Here is a 19,361-nt window from a genome sequence, read left to right as displayed (position 1 = left end):
ATAGTGGTGCGCGTCGGCTTCAATGTATAAAGGTGCTAGGAGGTTCCAAACGCCGTTATGCGGGCATTGGCGACATTATTAAGGTCAGTGTTAAAGAGGCTATTCCGCGAGGAAAAGTTAAAAAAGGTGAAGTGTATAACGCAGTAGTTGTGCGCACACGGAAAGGTGTAAGACGTCCTGATGGCTCATTGATTCGTTTTGACGGCAATGCGGCTGTTTTGTTGAACACTCAACACCAACCTATTGGTACCCGTATATTTGGCCCAGTGACTCGTGAGTTGCGTAGCGAGAAATTTATGAAAATTATCTCCCTGGCGCCTGAAGTTTTATAAAGCTGGAATTTTATTAGTCTAGATTGTAATTGAGAGAATTTAGTCATGCGCAAGATTAAAAAAGGTGATGATGTCATCATCATAGCCGGTAAAGACAAGGGAAAACGTGGTTCAGTGTTGCGCGTCACCGACGATGAACGTGTAGTTGTTGAAAGTTGTAATATGGTGAAAAAACACGTTAAGCCAAACCCCAACACTGGAGAGTCTGGCGGCATCGTTGAAAAAGAGATGCCTTTGCACGTCTCCAATGTAGCGATATTTAATCCTGCGACAGGGAAAGGTGATCGTGTTGGTATCAAAACTCTCGAGGACGGCCGTAAGGTTCGTTATTTTAAGTCGAATAACGAAGTCGTAGATTTGTAAAGCGGGAATGACGTAAGTAGGAAAGAACATGTCCAGATTAAGTGAATACTACAAGAGTAATGTTGTTGATGAGTTGATGAAACAATTCAACTACAAGAGCATTATGGAAGTGCCAAAGCTTACCAAGATCACCTTGAATATGGGTGTAGGTGAGGCAGTGGCCGATAAAAAGGTCATTCAGCATGCGGTGGGCGACATGGCAAAGATAGCCGGTCAACAGCCCATTGTTACAAAGGCGCGCAAATCTATCGCAGGATTCAAGATCCGTGATGGTTGGCCAATTGGCTGTAAAGTAACGTTGCGACGTGAGCGTATGTATGATTTTCTGGATCGCTTGATCACTATTGCTATACCTCGCGAACGCGATTTTCGTGGATTGAATCCTAAGTCTTTTGATGGTCGTGGTAACTACACCATGGGTGTCAAGGAACAAATTATTTTTCCAGAAATTGATTACGATAAGATCGATGCGGTTCGTGGTATGGATATAAATTTTGCCACTACGGCGAAAACGGATGAGGAAGCCAAAGCATTGTTGTTAGCTTTCAATTTACCACTAAAGAAATAATCAGGTTTTTTAACAGGCGAGACTGGTATGGCAAAAATTTCAATTATTGAACGGGAAAAAAGGCGTGAACGCACGGTTGCCAAATATGCGGCCAAGCGTGCTGAGTTAAAGCGTAAACTGAAAGACCCGAATGTCAGTGAAGACGAGCGCGAAGAAGCCCGTAAAAAGTTTAATGCATTACCGCGCAATGCCAGTCCATGTCGTTTGCGAAATCGTTGCCGATTAACTGGGCGTCCTCATGGTTATTACCGCAAGTTTGGTTTAAGTCGTACCAAGTTGCGCGAAGCGGCTATGCGTGGTGATATCCCGGGTTTGGTAAAAGCAAGTTGGTAGTGGATAAAAAAGGTAATTTGGAGCCTATCGTATGAGTATGAATGACCCAATCGCAGATATGTTAACCCGTGTTCGCAACGCGTTGTCTGCGGAAAAAGTAACTGTCGATATGCCTTCATCGAAGCAAAAGGTTGCTATTGCAGATTTGTTAAAAGCAGAAGGCTTTATTAGCGGATATACAGTAAATGATGTTGATGGTAAGCCAATGCTGACTATTGATCTTAAATATTATGCAGGTAAACCGGTTATCGAATTGCTTAAGCGTGTAAGCCGCCCGGGTTTACGTGTTTATAAAGGTAAGGATGAATTACCGCAGGTTATGGGTGGTTTGGGCGTTGCTATCGTTTCGACATCAACTGGTCTGATGACAGATAAGGATGCCAGGAAAGCAGGGCATGGCGGTGAAGTTATTTGCTATGTAGCGTAGTAGCTTGAATGCTTTATACAGAATTAACTATATACAGATTTAATTACGGATTTAAGAAGATTTTAAAGGTACAGATACCATGTCACGAGTAGCAAACAGTCCTGTATCAATTCCATCGGGAGTTGAAATCAATATCGCAAGTGGGGCGATCAATGTGAAAGGTGCCAAAGGTACTTTAACGCACGATATTTCAGAAGCTGTGGAAGTGAAGCAGGAAGATGCGCAATTAATATTCGCGGCGAAAGATGGGCATGCAAATGCTAATGCATTGGCGGGTACTACCCGGGCGTTAATCTACAATATGGTGACTGGTGTTAGCCAGGGATTTGAGAAAAAACTTCAACTGGTGGGTGTTGGCTATCGTGCGCAGGCTCAAGGTAAAGTATTGAACTTATCCCTTGGTTTTTCTCACCCTGTTGAATTCGCTGTACCTGAAGGCATTACTATTGAAACGCCGAGTCAAACGGAAGTCGTTGTAAAAGGTGTCGATAAGCAGCAGGTTGGGCAGGTTGCCGCTAACATTCGCTCGATTCGCCCGCCTGAGCCATATAAAGGGAAAGGCGTGCGCTATGCAGACGAACATATCGTTCGTAAAGAAGCGAAGAAGAAGTAATTCCACTAGCTAAAGATTCACAGATTACAGACAGGTTTATTGCAATGGATAAGAAACAGCAACGATTACGCAGAGCACGACGCACCAGAGCGCAAATCAAACGTTTGGGTGCCTATCGGTTGTGTGTTTTCAAAACACCACAGCATACATACGCACAGGTAATTGAGCCTGATGGTTCCAAAGTTGTGGCTCAGGCATCAACGGTTGAGGCTGAGATTAAAAAAGGCCTTAAGCACACGGGTAATGTCGATGCTGCTGTAGCCGTAGGAAAAGCTATTGCTGAGCGCGCAAAAGCGTCGGGTGTCGAAAGTGTTGCGTTTGATAGATCCGGTTTTAAATATCATGGTCGTATTAAAGCTCTTGCAGATGCGGCGCGTGAAAGTGGGTTACAACTATAAGGTTTAAACTATGAGCAAATTTGACGCAGCAGCCCAAAGTGATGGTTATATTGAAAAGTTGGTAACAATTAATCGTGTTGCCAAAGTAGTAAAAGGTGGGCGTATTTTTGGTTTCGCTGCCTTAACCGTTGTTGGTGATGGAAACGGTCGCGTGGGCTTTGGTCGCGGAAAAGCACGCGAGGTACCAGTCGCTGTGCAAAAAGCTATGGAAGACGCGCGTAAGAATATGAAAACTGTTCCGGTTAAAGACGGCACATTGCAGTATCCACTAACAGGTATTCATGGTGCTGCGAAGGTTGTTATGTTACCTGCATCGGAAGGTACTGGAATTATTGCGGGTGGCCCGATGCGTGCAGTGTTCGAGGCGGTTGGTGTACATAATGTCCTGGCAAAATGTATAGGTAGTGTTAATCCTATCAATGTTGTACGCGCAACATTCAGGGGTTTGACCGAAATGACTACGCCGGAAGCTGTTGCCGCCAAGCGTGGTAAGAGCGTCGAAGAGATTATTGGTTAATTTGATTTTGTGGAATCGTTATGGCTGATGCAGGAAAAGTTAAAGTAACATTGGTGAAGAGTTTGAATGGCCGTATTGCTAAGCACAAAGCATGTGCTGCTGGCCTGGGATTACGTCGTATGCACCATACTGTTACTGTAGAAGATACTCCCGCCAATCGCGGTATGATTAACAAGGTTTCTTACCTATTGAAGGTGGAGGAAGCATAATATGCGCTTGAACACTCTATCGCCTGCGGAAGGCTCAAAAAAATCAGCCAAGCGTGTCGGTCGCGGTATTGGCTCTGGTTTGGGTAAAACCGGTGGTCGTGGTCATAAAGGACAGAAATCACGCTCAGGTGGATTTCATAAAGTAGGATTTGAAGGTGGACAGATGCCCATCCAGCGTCGTCTGCCCAAGGTAGGTTTTATCTCGCGTAAGGCCAAGTATCGTGCCGAGATTCGCCTAAATGAACTGGAAAAAGTAGAAGGTGACGTTGTTGATCTGGAAGGCTTGATTAAGGCTAATGTAATAAGCGGTGATATTAAAACAGCAAAAGTCATTCTTTCTGGTGAAATCACCAGGGCAGTTACCATAAAAGGCCTGGGTGCTACCAAAGGCGCACGTGCAGCGATTGAGGCTGCCGGCGGTAAAGTTGAAGAATAGAAACTAGGGAACTTCAGTGTCAGCGTCACGCGAATCAGTTATGGCAGCAATGGGCTCGGGTAAATTAACCGAGCTTAAGCAAAGACTGTTGTTTGTTTTTTTGGCATTGATTGTTTTTCGGGTAGGTTCATTTATTCCGGTTCCGGGTATTGATCCTGAAGCATTGCGCGTACTGTTTGATCAGCAACGCGGCACCATCCTGGACATGTTCAACATGTTTTCCGGTGGTGCGCTGAGCCGCTTGACCATTTTTGCGTTAGGCGTGATGCCTTATATATCGGCGTCCATCATCATGCAATTGTTGACTGCTGTAATGCCTAAGCTGGAACAATTGCGTAAAGAGGGTGAAGCAGGTCGTCGTAAAATAACCCAGTACACGCGCTACGGCACGCTGGTTTTGGCAACTTTTCAGGCTATTGGCGTCTCTGTTGCGTTGCAATCGCAAGCGGTTGGTGGTTTACAGGTCGTACCAAATCCCGGTCCTGAATTCGTCATAATAGCAGTCGTTAGCCTGGTAACGGGAACCCTGTTTTTAATGTGGTTGGGTGAACAGGTAACAGAACGAGGAATCGGTAACGGTATTTCGCTCATCATTTTTGCCGGTATCGTGGCTGGGTTACCATCTGCCATTGGCGGAACTTTAGAATTAGCGCGCATCGGTGAAATGAGCGCGTTCCTGGTCATTGGAATTATTATATTGGCAGTAGTCGTGACCGGCTTTGTCGTATTTATGGAACGTGGCCAGCGACGAATTACGGTGAACTATGCGAAACGCCAACAAGGACGCAAGGTCTACGCAGCACAGAAAACGCATTTACCTTTGAAAGTGAACATGGCGGGTGTAATACCTCCCATCTTTGCATCCAGTATTATTTTGTTCCCGGCAACATTGGGTAGTTGGTTGGGAAGTACCGAGGGAATGGGTTGGTTGAAAGATATTGCATCCACGCTCTCACCTGGCCAGCCGATTTATGTGGCGTGTTATGCACTGGCGATAATATTCTTCTGTTTCTTTTACACGGCGTTGATCTTTAACCCGAAGGATACGGCGGACAACCTGAAGCGTTCTGGTGCGTTTATACCGGGAATTCGCCCAGGTGAGCAGACTGCTCAATACATCGACACAGTTATGTCGAGGCTTACTTTGGTAGGCGCGATCTACATCACAGCAGTATGTTTATTACCAGAATTTATGATCGTCTACTGGAATGTGCCCTTTTATTTTGGCGGAACCTCGTTGCTGATTATTGTTGTCGTGGTGATGGATTTTATTGCCCAGGTTCAGTCACATTTGATGTCGCACCAATACGAGGGATTGATGAAAAAAGCCAATCTCAAGGGTTACGGTCGTAGCGGTCTGGTAAGGTAAACCTGTTAGGAAATATTTCGCTTAAAGCGATTAGTATCTGAGGTGATTAACATGAAAGTACGAGCATCGGTAAAAAAAATCTGCAGAAAATGCAAAATCGTAAAGCGCAACGGCGTGGTTCGTGTGATTTGCGCCGATCCTCGGCACAAACAGCGCCAGGGCTGATTTTATCTGTATTGATTTGTTTTTGTTAAAGATTTAGAATGTCGCGTTCGCCGCGGCACCAGTATTGGTTATAAGGTTTTTTAGGAGATAGCAATGGCACGTATTGCCGGTATTAACATTCCTGTTCATAAGCACACCGTGATTGGATTGAGATCTATCTACGGTATTGGGCCGTCGCGAGCCCGTGAAATTTGTCAGGTTACCGGTATTGCTCCGGAAACCAAGATAAAAGATTTAACGGAACAGGAACTGGATAGCATTCGTGGTGAAATTGGCAAATATTCCGTGGAAGGTGATTTACGCCGGGAAGTTTCCATGAATATTAAGCGACTCATGGATTTGGGTTGTAATCGAGGTATCCGTCATCGTCGTGGATTGCCGCTGCGTGGTCAGCGAACTCGGACCAATGCCAGAACCCGCAAAGGACCGCGCCGCGCAATTAAGAAATAACCAACAGATTAACCACTTTTGTTAAGTATTAGTAAATAGACAGGTAATTATTACATGGCCGCTCCACGAGCAAAGAAACGCGTAAAAAAGAATGTTGTTGATGGTGTTGCGCACATTCATGCGTCATTTAACAACACCATAGTCACCATCACTGACCGTCAGGGTAATGCGCTTGCCTGGGCAACTGCCGGTGGTTCCGGTTTTCGTGGTTCACGTAAAAGTACACCTTTTGCGGCGCAGGTTGCTGCTGAAAATGCCAGCAATGTAGTGAAAGATATGGGTATGAAGAATATGGACGTTTGTGTCAGGGGGCCTGGCCCAGGTCGTGAATCAGCGATTCGTGCCTTACACGCACAAGGATTTAATATTACCAGCATTACAGATGTTACACCGATTCCACATAACGGCTGTCGTCCGCCAAAACGGCGTCGTGTATAGGTACTTTTTGTTAAGAAGTAGAAAGAATAGCAAGTCTGGAGACTTTTAATGGCAAGATATGTAGGTCCAAAATGTCGTCAATGTCGTCGTGAAGGAAACAAATTGTTCCTAAAAGGCGAGAAATGTTTTACTGCGCGTTGTCCTTTTGAAAACAGGGCGTTTCCGCCAGGCCAACATGGTCAAAGACGCGGTCGTCTATCAGATTACGCAACTCAGCTACGTGAGAAACAAAAAGTGCGTCGTATTTATGGGATCCTGGAAGGTCAATTCCGTTTGTATTACAAGGATGCGGATCGCCGCAAGGGCGCAACTGGTGAGAATCTGTTGCAAGCCCTGGAAGCTCGTCTGGACACGGTTGTGTACCGTATGGGTTTTGGCGCATCTCGCAGCGAAGCACGCCAACTGGTTCGACACAACGCGATCTACGTGAATGGAAAAAAGGTCAATATTCCATCTTATCAGGTTAAACCTGCCGATGAAGTTTCGGTCAATGAAAAAGCTAAGAATCAATTGCGTATCCAGGGTGCTTTGGAAATGGCAAGCCAACGTGGCTTTGTTGATTGGGTTGATGTGGATGTGAAAAAAATGAGTGGTGTGTTCAAAGCCTTGCCTGAACGCAGCGACTTGCCATCCGACATTAACGAGCAGCTCATCGTAGAGCTATATTCGAAGTAACACGGATTCTATGTGCCATCGACTGGGTCGGTGGTAAATGTTTTGCTACTCGAGGTTGTTGTGATAGTAGCAATGACTTAACAACTGAGTAGACAAGATTTCTAGCGCTAGAGAGGACAATTCATGCAAGGTTCACTATCTGACTTTTTAAAACCTAGTATTGTCAGCGTCCAACAAGTTAATGATCGCCTGGCTAAGGTGACATTAGAACCATTGGAACGTGGCTTTGGGCATACATTGGGTAATGCCCTGCGCCGTATATTATTATCTTCCTTGCAAGGCTGCGCAGTTACAGAGGTGCAGATCGATGGAGTGCTTCACGAGTACAGCACCCTGGATGGCGTACAAGAAGATGTTATTGATATTTTGCTGAATCTGAAGGGATTGTCATTAAAAATGCACTCCCGCGATGAAGCAACCCTCACATTAAACAAGAAAGGCGAAGGCCCCGTAACGGCGTCAGACATTAATCTTGATCATGATGTGGAAATTATTAATCCGGAACATGTTATATGTAATTTGACCAAGAACGGTGAAATTAATATGACTCTGAAGGTCGAAACCGGTCGTGGTTATCAGCCTTCCAGTTTGCGCAAAGGCGCTGATGAAGACCAGGCCATTGGGCGCCTGCATCTGGATGCTTCATTCAGCCCGGTCACCCGCGTCGCTTACGTTATTGACAGCGCCCGTGTAGAACAGCGCACTAATCTGGATAAACTGATTATTGAGGTAGAAAGCAATGGCACCATTGATCCTGAAGATGCCATTCGAAGTGCAGCGACAATTTTACAGGATCAGTTGTCTACTTTCGTTGATCTCGAAAGCGTTGAGCAAGCGGAAAAACGGGAAGAAGAGCCAGAGATTGATCCCATCCTGTTGCGTCCTGTCGATGATCTGGAACTCACTGTTCGTTCCGCCAACTGTCTTAAAGCAGAACAGATTTATTACATTGGCGATTTGATCCAGTGCACAGAAGTCGAATTGCTGAAGACCCCTAACCTGGGTAAAAAGTCGCTAACAGAAATTAAGAGTGTTTTGGCAACAAAAGGTCTGTCTTTGGGTATGCGGTTAGAAAATTGGCCGCCTGCCAGTTTGAAAGAACAAAAAGAAGGCGTTGCTTAAGCAAACGTTTTAACAATTGAATTGATGTAGGTAAATAGTCATGCGTCACCAACATTCCGGTCGTCAACTGAACCGCAATAGCAGTCACCGAAAAGCCATGTTTAAAAATATGGCATCGTCGCTGTTCCGTCATGAGTTGATTAAGACCACTTTACCCAAAGCAAAAGAATTACGCCGCGTTGCAGAACCACTAATCACTAAAGCCAAGGTGGATTCAGTTGCGAATCGTCGTTATGTATTCGACCGATTGCGTGATCGGGAAATGGTTGGAAAACTTTTTGCTGAGTTAGGTCCGCGCTATAAAGCACGTCCCGGCGGTTATTTGCGCATCCTCAAATGTGGATACCGCGCAGGAGACAAGGCACCTATGGCGATTATAGAGTTGGTCGATCGCCCCTTGACTGAAATGGAAGAATCAGCTGAAGTAACTTCAGAAGAGTAGTGTCTGTTCGGATAATCACTATTCACAGAAGTTGAATAAATAAAAAAGCCGGCCGATATCACCGGCTTTTTTATTGCCAATTGGATATAGATACCCTTTTTTTCTCGCGTACTATACTGTAGGTCCGAAACTCAGGCTCGAATGAATGCTGGAACTCTATTACTGGAAAATACCAGCAAGCCGCTTCAAGTATTATGTGTAGTCGGACGTTAAAGTAGCATTAGAAATTACTTATAAACTTAATTTTAAGTTTTAACTAGAATTTCAATCGCTTATTTCCACACGCTACAAACGAATGGAGATATTATGGAATTGTCGATACACCAAGAAATCTTACTGTACGGTTTTATATTGGCTGTCATCATGGGCGCGCTGGTCAACAAGACCAATTTCTGCACCATGGGCGCTGTATCAGATTGGGTTAATATGGGAGATACCGGTCGACTCCGGTCCTGGCTGTTTGCCATAGCCATCGCCATGGGTGGCCTGATTCTACTCGAAAGCTTTAGCCTAGTTGACCTGGATAGCTATGAACTAAAAGACCTACGTCCTCCTTATCGAATGGCTGCTTTTGAGTGGTTGCGTTACATCCTTGGTGGTGTGATGTTTGGTATTGGAATGACCCTGGCCAGCGGATGCGGTAATAAAACCCTGATTCGTGTTGGTGGTGGCAATATAAAATCTGTTCTTGTTTTAGTGGTTGCTTCATTCTTTGCCTACTTGATGGCGAAAACGGATTTTTACGGTGTTGTGTTTTATAGCTGGATGAATCCACTTTCCATTGATCTCGCACAATACGGCATTGCCGGACAGGATGTGGGTCGGTTTATCGCAAGTTTCACGGGCGCTGAAGATGGCATCAACTTGCGTGCGATCGTGGGCGGAATTTTCGTCGTACTGTTGATGATATTTGTATGGAAGTCGGCTGATTTTCGCAAGAACTTCGACAATATTCTTGGTGGCCTCGCTGTAGGCCTGGCGGTAGTTGCTGCCTGGTACCTGACAGCTGGTGAAAAAGGGCAGGAATGGTTGGAAAATACCTCGTTTATGGATGTGCCTCCACGTGGTGTTGGCGCGCAGTCCTTTACCTTTACCAGTCCTATGGCTGACACCTTTGACCTGGCGTTAAATTTTAATAACACCAATTTTATTACGTTTGGAGTTATGGCATTAGCTGGAGTGATTGTTGGCTCATTTTTATATGCGGTTATCTTCCGCAAATTCCGTATAGAATGGTTCCAGTCAGGCAAGGATTTTCTGGCGCACGCGATTGGCGGTGTACTGATGGGTATCGGCGGTGTACTGGCGCTGGGTTGCACTATCGGTCAGGGCGTAACCGGATTTTCTACCCTCGCGATCGGTTCCATGATGGCATTTGTTTCGCTGGTTTTTGGTAGTGCGCTTACCATGAAAATTCAATACTACAAAATGGTCTATGAGGATGAGGCTACTTTTGTGGGGGCGTTTGTGACAGCCTTAGTTGATATGAAATTACTCCCCAGTGGCATGCGTAAGCTCGAAGCGGTATAAGAAGGAATTTTCTATCGGTTTTCATACTTAAAACCGATCAATAATCGATATCCATTAAATAGAGCATCCCGATCCGGGATGCTCTTAGTTTTCAGCCGGTTAGCGCAAATATCTGGATTCAGGGCTTGTCATTCTCTGTAGGTTCTGTATGATTGCATCTCTTTTGAACGGGCCGTTAGCTCAGTTGGTAGAGCAGTGGACTTTTAATCCATTGGTCGTAGGTTCGAATCCTACACGGCCCACCATCATTCAGCTCAATCTATTCGTCAACGAGTTGCCATCTTTGAAAAAGTTCTACTATCAACGGGCGCTTGTTTAGCTGCAAATTATGCCTTCGTTACTAGAAGAAGTTCAACGGCGCCGCACCTTTGCGATCATTTCCCATCCTGACGCCGGTAAAACCACTCTTACAGAAAAGTTGTTATTGTATGGGCGTGCTATTCAGTTAGCCGGTACTGTTAAAGGCCGAAAAGCCGCGCGCCATGCAACATCTGATTGGATGGCATTGGAACAACAGCGAGGTATATCAGTGACGACCTCGGTAATGCAGTTTCCCTATCACGATAACGTGGTCAATCTGCTGGATACGCCAGGCCACGAAGATTTCTCAGAGGACACTTACCGCACCCTGACTGCGGCCGATTCTGCATTGATGGTTATTGATAGTGCCAAGGGTGTGGAAGAACGTACCATTAAATTGATGGAAGTTTGTCGCTTGCGCGATACTCCCATAATCAGCTTTATTAACAAGCTTGACCGCGAAGGCCGTGATCCTGTTGAGTTGCTCGATGAAGTAGAAGATATACTGAAAATACAATGTGCGCCCATAACCTGGCCAATCGGGATGGGAAAACAATTTAAGGGTGTATTCAATCTTTATGAGAATAATATCCATTTATACAGCGCGGCACATGGTGGTAAGATTCAGGAAGGGGAAGTCATCGAGGGGCTGGATAATCCGCGCCTGGATGAACTATTAGGCACCATGATCGAGGATTTCCGTGAAGAAGTCGAGTTGGTAAAAGGTGCCAGTCACGAATTTGATTTACAGGCTTATCGTGAAGGTAAATTAACGCCTGTGTTTTTTGGCTCCGCCATTAATAATTTTGGTGTAAGAGAACTGCTCGATGCCCTGGTAAACTACGCGCCACCACCGCCTGATCGGCAAACCATAAGCCGCAGCGTAAAAGCAGAAGAAGAAAAGTTTTCCGGCTTTGTATTTAAAATACAGGCCAACATGGACCCGGCACACAGGGATCGAATTGCATTTTTGCGAATCTGCTCCGGTAATTATAACAAGGGCATGAAAGTCAAACACGTGCGGCTGGGGCGTGACATCAAGATACCCAATGCAATCACTTTTATGGCCAGTGACCGAGGCCATGTTGATGAAGCATATTCCGGTGACATTATTGGCATCCACAATCATGGCACTATACAAATTGGTGATACTTTTACCCAGGGTGAAGAGCTGAAATACACCGGTATTCCACATTTTGCACCAGAACTGTTTCGGCGCGCCATACTAAAAGATCCCTTGAGAATGAAAGCCCTGCAAAAAGGATTGATTGAATTGTGCGAAGAGGGAGCATCGCAGTTGTTTCGACCCCTGAATAATAATGACTTGATTGTCGGTGCTGTTGGTATTCTGCAATTTGATGTTGTAGCGCATCGACTCAAACATGAATACGGCGTGGAATGCAAATTTGAAAACGTCAATGTGGCTACCGCCCGCTGGATAACCTGCGATGACCAGAAAATGCTGGAAGAATTCAAAAAGAAAGCCCAGGACAACCTTGCAATCGATGGCGGTGATAACCTGACTTATATTGCACCTACACGTGTTAATCTGGATCTCACCATGGAACGCTGGCCGGATGTCGAGTTCCATTCAACCTACGAACACTAAACGTTTTTTATACGTCCGAATGTCCAACGAAGTGTTATTCGTTGATAGACCGTACTAATCTAACTGTCGCTGATGAGGATTTTTTCGCAGTGTGGTTTTCAGCAAAACTAAATTGCATTCGCCACGCAAGACTTTCATCGTTGGCAAAACTTGTTGACGTCCAGTAGTCCGCGGGCGCCGTGCCAGGGAATAGTGCCAGGTTAATGGCCGGTTGCTGACACCGTAATTCTGCAATACGACTTAATTCATAAATAGTTGGTAGTCGCCAGTTAGAGTAATTGGCGAGTCGAAAACTATTCGCCTCCTGCAATGCTCTATGCCACGTCATAGCCTGTGCTGTGCCAAGGCATTGACCATTACTCCAACGTTGTCCCACGCTACATTGCATCCACATTAGATTATTTTTATCATCACTGACAGTTCCGTCATTGTTGACCTGATAGCGCTGAGTCATCGATGTGCTAGGTATTGTGTCGACACAATTCTGAGTAAGCCCCAGGCCAGGGAGTGTCGCGAAAATACATAGTGCGAATAGTTTAAACGTTCTCATTTATTGTGTTCACTGACCAGTCGTATGTAACCCAGGTCACTTTTGAAATAGGCATAATCATAGCCAAAAGAAAATCCTATACCCCAGGCGCTATCTTTGTCATTGGCATTGGGAACAGATGACCAGTAAAATTGATTGATAGCGTTTGGAAAATACACTCTGTTAATGGTGGGGCCTGGGTATTTGATTTTGTAGTCAACAATCGATCTGAGTTCTTCCCGAGTTGGCAGGCGCCATTGGGCACTGCCGCAAATTCGTTTTTGGTTAATGGCAGTAATATAGGCTTGAGTGTTACACAGTGAAAGTACACATTTACCTTTGTTTTCATAGCCCGCAAATCCACCGTTTAACGCTGGATTTGTCTCATACCAGGAATAGGTTTGTTGGGCGTCCTGTATATCACCGTTATTTGATTTGATCTCCCATATTAAGCCAGTTTGTTTGTCTAACACACAGGACCAGGTTTGATCCTTAGATGACTCGCTAAATGGTTTGCCTTGCTGGTTGAGCTTCATAAACCGCTGTGAGTTTTGTGCGAGTGTAGAATGACCATCGGGAGCTGCTGCCAGCGCCGGTTCGTATAAAATGGAGTAAATTGCAGTCAAAAATAACACGCAGAAGATGCATAAATTTCTCTCCAGGCTTGTCATAGACCGTGTAAACTGAGCGGGAATTTTGTATCTCTGCATATTATTCTGATTTACTATTCAATTATAATGGTCTAATTTTAATCAGTTATGCTGTTGTATACAGCTAACTTATTGTTATATGGCGTAAATTCTGCATTTGGATAGATAGTCGATCTCAATCTTGTAACTTACTAAGGCTATGATTATTTAGGAAAATTTGCCAGTTGCAGGTAAAATACCGACCCTCAATTGAACACCCGTAGTGTGAAACCTACAATATTTAGAATTTTTCGCGATGTCGTTGTCAAAATCAGTCCAGCAATCTGGACGAGATGAATTTATTAAATAAATAATGAAAGATTTAGCACAAGAATTTACACAGCGGTTTTGGGTAGGGAACCTTGATACCCGCTTACCGGTAATTGTAGCGATTATAACCATTTTACTGCTTGCTCATAGTTTGGCGAAGTTGACATGGAATCTGGTGCCGCAACCCGAGACGGGTGCAGCTGTATCAGCAGCACAACGTGAAACACCCAGTGTGGCACGTGTGGTGCGCGAGCAACCATTAGCGAGAAAAATTAATAATTTTCACCTGTTTGGCAAGTACGAGCCCAAAAAAGCGGTTGTTGCCCCTGTCAAACCTGCTGTAGTACCGGAAACGCGACTTAACTTAAAATTGAGGGGAGTATTTGCCTCCAGGGATAAAAATGCGTCCAGGGCCATTATTGCCGATTCACGAGGGGAAGAAGACTCCTATCGCCTTGGATCTGAAGTACCAGGTGGCGCCATATTAAGCGAAATACATGCCGATCATGTCATACTGGAGCACAATGGACGCCTGGAAACATTAAAACTGCCGGTCGATGTCCCAGAAGCCGGGGCGGGTTCGCGCACCGCAAATAGCGGCCAAAGCACGCGTCAAAGCAGTCGAACTACGAACCGAAATATTAACCGAGGCAATATTGCGCAGGCCTCTGCCAATACAGCAGATAACGCGGCATTGTTAGGGCAATATCGAGAAGCGTTAATGAATGACCCGAATAGCGTGATGGGTCTTGTTAATGTAAGGCCTTATCAAAAAGACGGTCAGCTGGTGGGTTATCGTCTTCGGCCAGGTAAGGATCGAGCGTTGTTACGTCGTTTTGGACTGCGCTCTGGTGATATTGTGACGTCTGTGAACGGTGTACCCATGAACAACCCCGTCAAGGCCCTGGAGGTGTTGCGGGATATATCAACTGCATCCCAGTTGACCGTTGATATTGAGCGAAATGGTACGCCGCAATCCTTTACTTTTCAGATTCAATGAATGCTGAGTCAACAGAAAGACAAACGAGTATTAATAGTCAGGCAATGAATATGTATATAAAAATAAGTCGAGAGCAAGGCGGGAATAAACCGGCGTCGAGAAACAAAAGGCGATTGTTCAATACGATAATCGCACTTGGTTTGTTGATGGCAATGAGTACACCAGTAGTTGCTGAGAAAGTGCGGCTTAACTTTAAGGGTGCTGATATTCAGGCTGTCATTACCAGTGTTGCTGATATTACTGGAAAGAATTTTATTGTTGACCCCAGGGTGAAGGGTAAGGTGACGATTATTTCTTCACGCGCTATGAGTAACCGGGAAATATACCAGGTATTTTTATCGGTACTCGACGTGCATGGTTATACTGCCGTACCCGCAGGTAAAACCATTAAGATTTTACCCGACGCTGATGCCAAACATAGTGGAGTACCGGCAACAGATGAAGACAAACCTGGAAAAGGCGACGAATCCGTTACGCGTGTCATCGAAGTAGAGCATGTGGCAGCTGCGCAACTGGTTCCTATATTAAGACCACTGGTACCACCACAGGGCCATCTGGCAGCTTACCCGCAAAGCAACGTATTAATTATTTCTGATCGGGCGAATAATATTGACCGCATACTAAAAATCATTAAGCGGATTGATCAGCCCACCAGTGGTGAAATTGAAATCATACGTTTAGAGTATGCCGCGGCCAGTGACCTGGTTCGAGTGTTGACAACTTTGCAGCAACAATCGGGTCAGGCGAAGGGGCAAGTTGCCGACAAACCGACACTGGTAGCCGATGAGAGAACCAACAGTATATTAATCGGTGGTGATCGATCAGCACGTTTACAACTACGAGCCATTATTTCTCATCTTGATACCCCAGCAGAAGTAGAAGGTGATACCCACGTTGTTTATCTCAAGTATGCGAACGCAAAAGATTTAGTGCCCGTATTAACGGGTGTTGGTGATACGGCAAAAACAATGACGGTCAAGGCAGGTGCAGGGGTAAAAGGAGCCAAAGCAGCTCCAGCACCAGCTGCCCGTCGTACTTCAGGGAGCAATCAACCGCTCTTTAATATCCAGGCCGATGAAAACTCCAATGCGCTAGTGATTACTGCTCCACCGAGTATCTACAGGTCATTGGAAGCCGTGATTCGGCAACTGGATATCCGTCGAGCCCAGGTTCTGGTTGAAGCAGTCATTGCTGAAATTTCTTCGCAACGTACTTCAGAGCTGGGTATTCAATGGATATTTGATGGCTCCGAGGGTGATAAACCTGTAGGCGTGATTAACTTTGGCAACAATCCGATCTCATCGCTTGCCGCAGCCATTATTGGTGGTAACTTGGGGATATCTGATCCGTTTGGGCCTGGTATGACCGTCGGGCTAGGTCAATTTAACAGTGATACTTTCAATTTTGCAGCAGTGATTCGTGCATTGGAAGGTGACGGTGAAACCAACGTATTATCGACTCCCAGCGTAGTCACCATGGATAACGAAGAGGCAGAAATATTTATTGGTCAGGAAGTATCAATCCCCAGTGGATCATTCACTGTTTCCGGTAGTACTGCCCAGAATCCTTTTACGACCTTTGATCGCGTGCCGGTGGGTATCAGGTTAAAGGTTAAACCCCAGATCAATGAGGGTAACACTGTTCGGCTCAATATAGACCAGGCAGTGGATAACTTTTCCTCGGGTTCCGCTGGGCAGGGTGATATCGTCACCAATCAAAGAACCATTACTACAACGGTAGTCGTAGATGACGGGAAGGTATTGGTGCTTGGCGGTCTCATTAAAGATGACTTGTTGGAAAACGCACAAAAGGTTCCATTGTTAGGAGATATTCCCCTGTTAGGCGCACTGTTTCGTTCCAAGACAGTACAAAAAATTAAAACCAACCTGTTAATATTTTTGCGTCCGGTCATATTGCGCGACGAAGCACGTGCCATGGCGCTGACGAACAGCAAATACAAATATATTCGAGATTTACAGTTGGAAGCACGAAAGGAAGGCGTACCGCTTTTATCCGGCGAATCGACACCTATGTTGCAGGATATGGAAAACTATCTGGAATTACCACAAGAATTCCAACAACCCCGAAAACCCTCTGAATCGCAAATGGAATTCGAAATTAGAAGGGAACAGGAACAGCAGGAGCTGGAAGCTGTTCCCGCTCCCGAAGTGGAATAATTAATCGTTATGTCTATTTTTAGTAAGTCAAGCAGCCAGGAACCTCAGGAAGAGATAGTCTCTCAACCAGAAATTGATAGCGCAGGGGATCTTCCTGCGATTGATGCTGCCGATGAAGCGCAGACAGATAGTATTCAACAAAAATCCCTGCCTTTTGCATTTGCTAAAAGGAATGGGGTGCTCGTCAAAGAAGTGCATGGTGGTGAGGCCGTTGTATTGTGCCGTCCCGATATTTCTCACCTGATTGTTGCTGAATTGCGTCGTCACCTGGGTATGCCGGTACTTTTAGAGATGACAACGCCAGATGAGTTTGATGCACAATTGCAGCGTGCATACGAACAGGGGTCTGGCGAAGCCATGCAGATGATGGATGACCTGGATGATGATGCTGATTTATTTTCAGTGGCTAATCAATTGCCAGAGCCGGAAGACTTGCTTGAAAGCGAGGACGATGCGCCTATTATTCGCCTGATTAATGCGCTGTTAACGCAAGCCATTAAGGAAAATGCTTCCGATATCCATATAGAGCCATTTGAATCAAAGCTGATTGTGCGCTTTCGCGTGGATGGTGTGTTGCGCGAGGTGCTATCACCACGTCGCGTGTTGGCGCCCTTAATCGTATCCCGTATCAAAGTAATGGCCAAGCTCGATATTGCAGAGAAACGCTTACCACAAGACGGTCGTATTTCACTATTGGTTGCGGGTCGCGCTGTCGATGTACGTGTCTCAACGATTCCAACCGGTCAGGGCGAAAGGGTTGTATTACGTTTGCTGGATAAACAGGCTGGCCGTCTGGATCTGGAGCAATTGGGTATGCGCCCGGAAAATTTAAAAATCATGGAGCACGTGATTCATCGACCGCACGGTATTCTCCTGGTAACAGGTCCTACTGGTTCTGGTAAAACAACCACACTCTATGCAGCGCTAACCAGTATCAATAGTCGTAAACGTAATATCATGACCGTTGAAGATCCCATCGAATACCACCTCGATGGTGTTAGTCAAACTAACGTCAATACCAAAGTTGACATGAGTTTTGCGCGCGGTTTGCGGGCGATTTTACGACAGGATCCGGATGTCGTAATGGTGGGAGAGATTCGCGACCTGGAAACGGCGGAAATTGCCGTGCAGGCCAGTTTGACCGGGCACCTGGTGCTGTCGACATTACATACCAATAGTGCTGTCGGCGCCGTAACTCGTCTGCGCGATATGGGTGTGGAACCATTCCTGTTGTCATCCAGTTTGTTAGGCGTGCTGGCGCAACGACTGGTGCGAAAACTGTGTAATGATTGCAAGCAGCCTTACACCGCCAATGAAGTGGATTGTGAGCGATTTGGTTTTGACGCTTCCAAACCACCTACATTATATAAAGCCAAAGGCTGTCCTAAATGCAATTACCAGGGATTTCGCGGCCGTAGTGGTATTTATGAAATGCTGGAAATCGACGATCACTTACGCACCATGATTCACGATGGTTCAGGGGAGCATGAAATCGTAGCCTATGCCCGCAAAAAATCCCCCAGTATTCGGCAAGATGGAATTGACAAGGTTGTTGCGGGTGAGACTTCGATTGAAGAAGTGCTGCGTGTTACCAGCGAAGACTAATCCGAAACCAGCGAAGGCCAGGTATAGTTCCACGAATCCGAAATGCAGTCCCGACACAATAAATTCCAGACTAATCTTTTAAGTTAATAAACGAGAAACAGCGACAGCATGGGCGCATTTGAATATACAGCATTAGATGCCAGGGGGCGCGAGAAATCGGGAGTCCTGGAAGCCGATGCAGCAAGGCAGATTCGCCAACAGCTTCGTGAGCAAGGCCTGACACCGCTATCCGTGGAAGAAGTTCAACAGCGGGAAGCGAAAAGTAAAAAGACCCTTTTTAAACGAAAAATCAGCTCTACGGATTTATCGCTTATAACCCGCCAATGGGCAACACTCGTACGGTCTGGTATGCCTGTAGAAGAAGCGCTGCGTACGGTTGCACAACAGTCGGAAAAAGCGCGTCTTAAAAGCATGGTGGTGGCGGTACGGTCACGGGTTATGGAAGGGCATTCCCTTGCCTCTGCGCTGAGCGATTTCCCTCATATCTTTTCTGAACTCTATCGTGCAACCATCGAAGCTGGCGAACAATCCGGTCATCTGGAAGTCGTGCTGGAGCGGTTGGCCGATTACACCGAAACACGTCAGCAGCTATCTCAGAAAATGTCTCAGGCTCTCATCTATCCCGTATTGCTAACGCTCGTTGCTATTGCGGTTGTTATTGGATTACTAACCTTTGTTGTTCCAAAGATTGTTCAGGTGTTTGAGAGTATCGGTCAGGAACTGCCTGGACTTACCAAAGCATTGATAGCCACCAGCGAATTTTTATCGTCAAATGGGGTGTACCTGCTGTTTGGT

The 19,361-nt window shown here is 45.7% G+C and carries 25 protein-coding genes and 1 tRNA gene; 24 read left to right on the top strand and 2 right to left on the bottom strand.

Annotated features, from left to right (window positions below; genetic code table 11):
• The 20 genes from rplN to ACWVCM_RS15230 form a co-directional block, all read left to right on the top strand.
• The coding region (gene rplN, locus ACWVCM_RS15325; protein WP_455202637.1) for a 50S ribosomal protein L14 at positions 1-332 on the top strand (332 nt) is incomplete at its 5' end.
• A gap of 45 nt (positions 333-377) precedes the next feature.
• The gene (gene rplX, locus ACWVCM_RS15320) at positions 378-695 is read left to right on the top strand and encodes a 50S ribosomal protein L24 (protein ID WP_455202636.1); all 318 of its coding nucleotides are present in this window, start codon (positions 378-380) and stop codon (positions 693-695) included.
• A 28-nt stretch (positions 696-723) separates the two neighbouring features.
• A complete protein-coding gene (gene rplE / locus ACWVCM_RS15315; RefSeq protein WP_455202635.1) occupies positions 724-1,263 on the top strand; it encodes a 50S ribosomal protein L5 in 540 nt (179 codons plus the stop codon).
• A 27-nt stretch (positions 1,264-1,290) separates the two neighbouring features.
• Entirely contained in the window at positions 1,291-1,596 is a 306-nt protein-coding gene (rpsN, locus tag ACWVCM_RS15310; RefSeq protein WP_455202634.1) for a 30S ribosomal protein S14, read from the top strand.
• A 31-nt stretch (positions 1,597-1,627) separates the two neighbouring features.
• Positions 1,628-2,023: a 30S ribosomal protein S8 gene (rpsH, locus tag ACWVCM_RS15305; RefSeq protein WP_455202633.1), complete on the top strand. Its 396-nt coding sequence runs from the start codon at positions 1,628-1,630 to the stop codon at positions 2,021-2,023.
• A 79-nt stretch (positions 2,024-2,102) separates the two neighbouring features.
• On the top strand, positions 2,103-2,636 hold the full coding sequence (gene rplF / locus ACWVCM_RS15300; RefSeq protein ID WP_455202632.1) for a 50S ribosomal protein L6: 534 nt from the start codon (positions 2,103-2,105) through the stop codon (positions 2,634-2,636).
• Between the two features lie 44 nt (positions 2,637-2,680).
• The gene (rplR, locus tag ACWVCM_RS15295; protein ID WP_455202631.1) at positions 2,681-3,034 is read left to right on the top strand and encodes a 50S ribosomal protein L18; all 354 of its coding nucleotides are present in this window, start codon (positions 2,681-2,683) and stop codon (positions 3,032-3,034) included.
• Positions 3,035-3,044: 10 nt separating this feature from the next.
• Entirely contained in the window at positions 3,045-3,551 is a 507-nt protein-coding gene (gene rpsE, locus ACWVCM_RS15290; protein WP_455202630.1) for a 30S ribosomal protein S5, read from the top strand.
• 20 nt (positions 3,552-3,571) lie between these two features.
• Positions 3,572-3,760: a 50S ribosomal protein L30 gene (gene rpmD / locus ACWVCM_RS15285; RefSeq protein ID WP_455202629.1), complete on the top strand. Its 189-nt coding sequence runs from the start codon at positions 3,572-3,574 to the stop codon at positions 3,758-3,760.
• 1 nt (position 3,761) lies between these two features.
• Positions 3,762-4,196 (top strand): 50S ribosomal protein L15, encoded by a 435-nt coding sequence (rplO, locus tag ACWVCM_RS15280; RefSeq protein WP_455202628.1) that lies wholly within the window; start codon positions 3,762-3,764, stop codon positions 4,194-4,196.
• A gap of 16 nt (positions 4,197-4,212) precedes the next feature.
• Positions 4,213-5,565 (top strand): preprotein translocase subunit SecY, encoded by a 1,353-nt coding sequence (secY, locus tag ACWVCM_RS15275; protein ID WP_455202627.1) that lies wholly within the window; start codon positions 4,213-4,215, stop codon positions 5,563-5,565.
• A 51-nt stretch (positions 5,566-5,616) separates the two neighbouring features.
• Positions 5,617-5,730: a 50S ribosomal protein L36 gene (gene rpmJ / locus ACWVCM_RS15270; RefSeq protein WP_455202626.1), complete on the top strand. Its 114-nt coding sequence runs from the start codon at positions 5,617-5,619 to the stop codon at positions 5,728-5,730.
• Between the two features lie 93 nt (positions 5,731-5,823).
• On the top strand, positions 5,824-6,180 hold the full coding sequence (gene rpsM / locus ACWVCM_RS15265; RefSeq protein ID WP_455202625.1) for a 30S ribosomal protein S13: 357 nt from the start codon (positions 5,824-5,826) through the stop codon (positions 6,178-6,180).
• A 54-nt stretch (positions 6,181-6,234) separates the two neighbouring features.
• On the top strand, positions 6,235-6,618 hold the full coding sequence (gene rpsK / locus ACWVCM_RS15260) for a 30S ribosomal protein S11 (protein ID WP_455202624.1): 384 nt from the start codon (positions 6,235-6,237) through the stop codon (positions 6,616-6,618).
• A gap of 48 nt (positions 6,619-6,666) precedes the next feature.
• A complete protein-coding gene (gene rpsD, locus ACWVCM_RS15255) occupies positions 6,667-7,293 on the top strand; it encodes a 30S ribosomal protein S4 (RefSeq protein WP_455202623.1) in 627 nt (208 codons plus the stop codon).
• Between the two features lie 123 nt (positions 7,294-7,416).
• On the top strand, positions 7,417-8,415 hold the full coding sequence (locus ACWVCM_RS15250) for a DNA-directed RNA polymerase subunit alpha (protein WP_455202622.1): 999 nt from the start codon (positions 7,417-7,419) through the stop codon (positions 8,413-8,415).
• Positions 8,416-8,455: 40 nt separating this feature from the next.
• Positions 8,456-8,857, top strand: a complete 402-nt coding sequence (gene rplQ / locus ACWVCM_RS15245) for a 50S ribosomal protein L17 (RefSeq protein WP_455202621.1) — start codon at positions 8,456-8,458, stop codon at positions 8,855-8,857.
• Positions 8,858-9,169: 312 nt separating this feature from the next.
• Positions 9,170-10,387 (top strand): YeeE/YedE family protein, encoded by a 1,218-nt coding sequence (locus ACWVCM_RS15240; protein ID WP_455202620.1) that lies wholly within the window; start codon positions 9,170-9,172, stop codon positions 10,385-10,387.
• A 169-nt stretch (positions 10,388-10,556) separates the two neighbouring features.
• Positions 10,557-10,632, top strand: a tRNA-Lys gene (locus ACWVCM_RS15235).
• Between the two features lie 83 nt (positions 10,633-10,715).
• On the top strand, positions 10,716-12,296 hold the full coding sequence (locus ACWVCM_RS15230; protein ID WP_455202619.1) for a peptide chain release factor 3: 1,581 nt from the start codon (positions 10,716-10,718) through the stop codon (positions 12,294-12,296).
• A gap of 34 nt (positions 12,297-12,330) precedes the next feature.
• Here ACWVCM_RS15230 and ACWVCM_RS15225 read toward each other — a convergent pair whose 3' ends face one another.
• Together ACWVCM_RS15225 and ACWVCM_RS15220 are read right to left on the bottom strand one after the other, a co-directional pair.
• The gene (locus ACWVCM_RS15225; RefSeq protein WP_455202618.1) at positions 12,331-12,846 is read right to left on the bottom strand and encodes an Lcl C-terminal domain-containing protein; all 516 of its coding nucleotides are present in this window, start codon (positions 12,844-12,846) and stop codon (positions 12,331-12,333) included.
• Positions 12,843-13,451, bottom strand: a complete 609-nt coding sequence (locus ACWVCM_RS15220) for an Lcl C-terminal domain-containing protein (RefSeq protein WP_455202617.1) — start codon at positions 13,449-13,451, stop codon at positions 12,843-12,845. Before ACWVCM_RS15220 ends, ACWVCM_RS15225 begins: the two co-directional genes overlap by 4 nt.
• Positions 13,452-13,827: 376 nt before the next feature.
• Here ACWVCM_RS15220 and gspC point away from each other — a divergent pair, with 376 nt between their 5' ends.
• The 4 genes from gspC to ACWVCM_RS15200 all read left to right on the top strand — a co-directional run.
• On the top strand, positions 13,828-14,784 hold the full coding sequence (gene gspC / locus ACWVCM_RS15215) for a type II secretion system protein GspC (RefSeq protein WP_455202616.1): 957 nt from the start codon (positions 13,828-13,830) through the stop codon (positions 14,782-14,784).
• Positions 14,785-14,834: 50 nt separating this feature from the next.
• Positions 14,835-16,961 carry a type II secretion system secretin GspD gene (gene gspD / locus ACWVCM_RS15210; protein WP_455202615.1) on the top strand — a complete coding sequence of 709 codons (2,127 nt, stop codon included), beginning with the start codon at positions 14,835-14,837 and terminating at the stop codon, positions 16,959-16,961.
• Between the two features lie 9 nt (positions 16,962-16,970).
• Positions 16,971-18,566 (top strand): type II secretion system ATPase GspE, encoded by a 1,596-nt coding sequence (gene gspE / locus ACWVCM_RS15205; RefSeq protein ID WP_455202614.1) that lies wholly within the window; start codon positions 16,971-16,973, stop codon positions 18,564-18,566.
• A 108-nt stretch (positions 18,567-18,674) separates the two neighbouring features.
• Positions 18,675-19,361, top strand: a 687-nt coding sequence (locus ACWVCM_RS15200) for a type II secretion system F family protein (RefSeq protein WP_455202613.1), incomplete at its 3' end; no start/stop codon positions are given.

The organism is Kaarinaea lacus (genome assembly GCF_975902315.1).
This window is presented reverse-complemented; position numbering and strand designations above follow the sequence as displayed.

What these genes read in the sequence shown, in the direction of transcription:
- rplX (WP_455202636.1), top strand. Translation starts at nt 378, where the DNA reads ATGCGCAAGATTAAAAAAGGTGATGATGTCATCATCATAGCCGGTAAA.
- rplE (WP_455202635.1), top strand. Translation starts at nt 724, where the DNA reads ATGTCCAGATTAAGTGAATACTACAAGAGTAATGTTGTTGATGAGTTG.
- rpsN (WP_455202634.1), top strand. Translation starts at nt 1,291, where the DNA reads ATGGCAAAAATTTCAATTATTGAACGGGAAAAAAGGCGTGAACGCACG.
- rpsH (WP_455202633.1), top strand. Translation starts at nt 1,628, where the DNA reads ATGAGTATGAATGACCCAATCGCAGATATGTTAACCCGTGTTCGCAAC.
- rplF (WP_455202632.1), top strand. Translation starts at nt 2,103, where the DNA reads ATGTCACGAGTAGCAAACAGTCCTGTATCAATTCCATCGGGAGTTGAA.
- rplR (WP_455202631.1), top strand. Translation starts at nt 2,681, where the DNA reads ATGGATAAGAAACAGCAACGATTACGCAGAGCACGACGCACCAGAGCG.
- rpsE (WP_455202630.1), top strand. Translation starts at nt 3,045, where the DNA reads ATGAGCAAATTTGACGCAGCAGCCCAAAGTGATGGTTATATTGAAAAG.
- rpmD (WP_455202629.1), top strand. Translation starts at nt 3,572, where the DNA reads ATGGCTGATGCAGGAAAAGTTAAAGTAACATTGGTGAAGAGTTTGAAT.
- rplO (WP_455202628.1), top strand. Translation starts at nt 3,762, where the DNA reads ATGCGCTTGAACACTCTATCGCCTGCGGAAGGCTCAAAAAAATCAGCC.
- rpmJ (WP_455202626.1), top strand. Translation starts at nt 5,617, where the DNA reads ATGAAAGTACGAGCATCGGTAAAAAAAATCTGCAGAAAATGCAAAATC.
- rpsM (WP_455202625.1), top strand. Translation starts at nt 5,824, where the DNA reads ATGGCACGTATTGCCGGTATTAACATTCCTGTTCATAAGCACACCGTG.
- rpsK (WP_455202624.1), top strand. Translation starts at nt 6,235, where the DNA reads ATGGCCGCTCCACGAGCAAAGAAACGCGTAAAAAAGAATGTTGTTGAT.
- rpsD (WP_455202623.1), top strand. Translation starts at nt 6,667, where the DNA reads ATGGCAAGATATGTAGGTCCAAAATGTCGTCAATGTCGTCGTGAAGGA.
- ACWVCM_RS15250 (WP_455202622.1), top strand. Translation starts at nt 7,417, where the DNA reads ATGCAAGGTTCACTATCTGACTTTTTAAAACCTAGTATTGTCAGCGTC.
- rplQ (WP_455202621.1), top strand. Translation starts at nt 8,456, where the DNA reads ATGCGTCACCAACATTCCGGTCGTCAACTGAACCGCAATAGCAGTCAC.
- ACWVCM_RS15230 (WP_455202619.1), top strand. Translation starts at nt 10,716, where the DNA reads ATGCCTTCGTTACTAGAAGAAGTTCAACGGCGCCGCACCTTTGCGATC.
- ACWVCM_RS15225 (WP_455202618.1), bottom strand. Translation starts at nt 12,846, where the DNA reads ATGAGAACGTTTAAACTATTCGCACTATGTATTTTCGCGACACTCCCT.
- gspC (WP_455202616.1), top strand. Translation starts at nt 13,828, where the DNA reads ATGAAAGATTTAGCACAAGAATTTACACAGCGGTTTTGGGTAGGGAAC.
- gspD (WP_455202615.1), top strand. Translation starts at nt 14,835, where the DNA reads ATGTATATAAAAATAAGTCGAGAGCAAGGCGGGAATAAACCGGCGTCG.
- gspE (WP_455202614.1), top strand. Translation starts at nt 16,971, where the DNA reads ATGTCTATTTTTAGTAAGTCAAGCAGCCAGGAACCTCAGGAAGAGATA.